This is a genomic window from Ruminococcus sp. CAG:57 (genome assembly GCF_000435935.1).
In the GTDB taxonomy this organism is placed as follows: Bacteria; Bacillota; Clostridia; order Oscillospirales; family Ruminococcaceae; genus Hominimerdicola; species Hominimerdicola aceti.
Genome location: NZ_FR890732.1, coordinates 1 through 1,983, shown reverse-complemented (window position 1 = coordinate 1,983; position 1,983 = coordinate 1). Strand labels below are relative to the sequence as shown.

General features: G+C 36.5%; 2 protein-coding genes. Both read left to right on the top strand.

The annotated features are described in order from the left end of the window. The coding region (locus QVO88_RS06470; RefSeq protein ID WP_288177846.1) for an ATP-binding cassette domain-containing protein at window positions 1-510 on the top strand (510 nt) is incomplete at its 5' end. Window positions 511-705: 195 nt separating this feature from the next. Further along, a complete protein-coding gene (locus QVO88_RS06465; RefSeq protein ID WP_288177848.1) occupies window positions 706-1,890 on the top strand; it encodes an ISL3 family transposase in 1,185 nt (394 codons plus the stop codon). Window positions 1,891-1,983 lie beyond the last annotated feature (93 nt).

Sequence of the window (1,983 nt, the reverse complement as noted above, 5' to 3'; positions counted from 1 at the left end):
CGTGTGCTGGGGCTTGTGAATCTGTCTGAAAATCTTGATGACAAGATAAAGTCATTTTCTGGCGGAATGAAACAGCGCCTTGCCATTGCACAGACTATCCTTAACTCCCCCGAGATACTGATTTTTGACGAGCCTTCTGCTGGTCTTGACCCATTCGAACGTGAGCAATTCAAGAGGATAATGGTGCGACTTAAAAAGGACAGCATTATAATAATTTCCACCCATATCGTTTCTGATATTGACACCATAACGGACGACCTGATCATACTTAACAAAGGCTCTGTTATCGCTAATGACAGCCCAGAGGCGCTTTTTGAGCATATAAGGGGTATGGTGTGGGATATTCCCAAAGAGGATATTGGTTTGCTGCCTATCGAGAACATTTATTATGAGGACACTAAGTCAAAGACCATATCAAAGACAAAGCCCACTCCAAACGCTGTTATAAGCGAGCCGACTATGAATGATCTTTATTTCTGCGGACAGATCGACGGAGGATTGTTTGGGTGAGGAGATAATGCAAATAATGATGTCTACTCTGAACGAGTGTTGCATTTTAAATTCAGCAATTAGGCTTTGTCCTCTACGAAAAAATTGTAATGAAAGGATAGAATGTGCTTATAAACCACAACCAAAATATGCTTTGTCTTGATGAATTTGATATACTTGAACTGCGTGAAAATGCAGATGAGTGTGATTATCTTTTTGTTGTTTCGCCTAAAATTGAAACAAAGATATGCACTAAATAATGAACATTATACAGCTCTTAAGATAAGAGGTCACAAACATTTGTGTAAAGACTGTGGAAGTATTTTTGTTGATAGATTCAATACGCTAGATCTTTGCTCAAAAATGACAAACAGACTTAGATGTAAGATCCAGCAATTATCATTAACAAAACCATTTAAGCATATTGCAAGAGAATATAAGTTATCTGTTACTACGATAGAGAAAATAGCTTTGGCATATATTCGAGAGAAAGATTCTCAGCATATTATGTATTCACCTGAAGTATTAGGTATAGATGAAGCACATTTGAATGGCTCGATTAGGTGTGTTTTGACGGACATAAACGAGCACTTGCTTTTTGAAATGCTTCCAAAGAGAGACAAACAAACTGTAATAAATTATCTCGACTCATTGCCTGACAGTAACAATATTAAAATAGTTACAATGGATATGTATAGGCCCTATCGTGAGGCGGTGTATGAATGCTTACCGGATGCGGCAATAGTTATCGACAAATTTCATGTGGTCAAGCTAATTAATGACGTACTAAGCGACTATAAAAAAACACTTTGCAAACAACTACCTGCTGCTGAAAAGAAGGAGATAAATTCAGTACAGAAAGCCTTAAATACAAATAGAAAAGACTTAACTGCAAACCAAAACAAAAAACTTGGATACATCTATTCAAAGTATCCGGAACTAAAAATGGCATATGATCTTAAAGAAGAATTCAGAGAGATCTACGAATGTACCAACAGGAGAGCGGCTGTTCTAAAGTATACAAAATGGTCCAGAAAGGTCAAACAGAACTTTAGTCCTTACATTTCAATAACTGAAACGGTAAATCGATGGAGCCTGGAAATATTTAATTATTTTGATCACCCGTACACAAATGGCGTTACTGAAGCTATAAATGGATGTATAAAAGCAATCGCACGAGACGGGAAAGGTTATTCGTTTGAAATTCTAAGAGGAAAGGTTCTGTATGGTCAAGCCTATAAAACCAAAGCCATTTTTTCTTATAATAAATTTTCTCCGACAGTACACTATGTAACTGGTCATTCGACCCGCTCGTCATTAAATATGATCCAAAATCTTATGAATTCGTACAAACAGATATCAGGAGCCGATATTGATAGGTTAAAATTAGGACTATTCTAAATAGAATAAGCTGCCACAGATTTTTTCTGTAGCAGCTTATTTTTGTTTATGCTATTCCTTCTTGCGAAGATATCCGTCATCATCATATTTTTT